Origin of the sequence: Erythrobacter sp. MTPC3 (genome assembly GCF_042854385.1) — a bacterium.
Lineage (GTDB): Bacteria > Pseudomonadota > Alphaproteobacteria > Sphingomonadales > Sphingomonadaceae > Erythrobacter.
This window is the reverse complement of record NZ_BTGP01000034.1, coordinates 1-1000: the sequence shown is the minus strand read 5'-3', so window position 1 is coordinate 1000 and position 1000 is coordinate 1. Positions and strand designations below refer to the sequence as shown.

The following is a 1000-nucleotide window of genomic DNA, read 5'->3' as shown; positions in this document are numbered from 1 at the left end:
GGCGCGGACATCAGTCGCGCTCGTTCGCGATCGACTCGGGATAGCTGATGACCGCTTCGAAGAAGGATGGGACGATGCGCAACTAGCCGAAATCGCCGGCGCTCTGGCGCAGATGTCAGGGGCAATAGAACGGTATTCAGAGTGGGCCGCCCTTATCGACGCTCGCGCAAAGGTAGACGCCGCTGGTCCGGGCACTCTCGCTGATCGCATGGCAGCTGGCGAATGCGATGCCGATGCGGCTGTCGTCGAACTCAAATTTGCTAGGGCTGAGGCGATTTGGGAACGGGCACTAGAGGCCGAACCGGCGTTGCGGGAGCTCAGCAGCGTCGATCGCAACGTCCTGGTCAAAGACTTTACCAAACTCGAGAAGCAACATCTGCGGGACAATGTAACGCATATTGTCGCCAATCATCTCGGTCAGCTCCCGCGCGGTGCGTTGGGAGAAATGAAGGTGTTGCGCGGCGAGATGGGGAAAAAACGTGGCCACAAAGCGCTTCGTCGTCTGTTTTCGGAGGCACCAAATGCCATCCAGCGCATAAAACCGGTGCTGTTGATGAGCCCTATCTCGGTAGCGCAATATCTGACACCGGGGACGCTCTCTTTCGATCTGTTGCTGATCGATGAAGCCAGTCAGGTGCGCCCCGAGGATGCGCTCGGGGCGATCGCCCGTGCTAGCCAGATCGTCGTCGTCGGCGATCAAAAACAGCTCCCACCGACCTCCTTCTTCGACAGACTGACCAGTGCCAACCAAGATGAGGACGACGATGAACAGCTCGAAGACGAGGATTTGCTTGGTGGCGCCGCCCAGCTGGCAGAGCTGGAAAGCATCCTGACCCTGTGTGAGGCGCGCGGCCTCGGTGCCCGGCTGCTCGAATGGCACTATCGATCGCGGGATCCTTCGCTTATTCGCGTGTCGAACCGCGAATTCTACGCGGACCGCTTGATACTCCCACCTTCGCCATTGGAGAAAGACCCAGCTTACGGCCTCGTTTTCACCCAG

Annotated in this window: 1 protein-coding gene; it reads left to right on the top strand. The window is 59.2% G+C overall.

Annotated elements, in window-relative coordinates; all coding sequences use genetic code 11:
* A partial coding sequence (locus ACGHU1_RS16845; RefSeq protein ID WP_390588877.1) for an AAA domain-containing protein occupies nt 1-1000 on the top strand: 1000 nt, incomplete at both ends.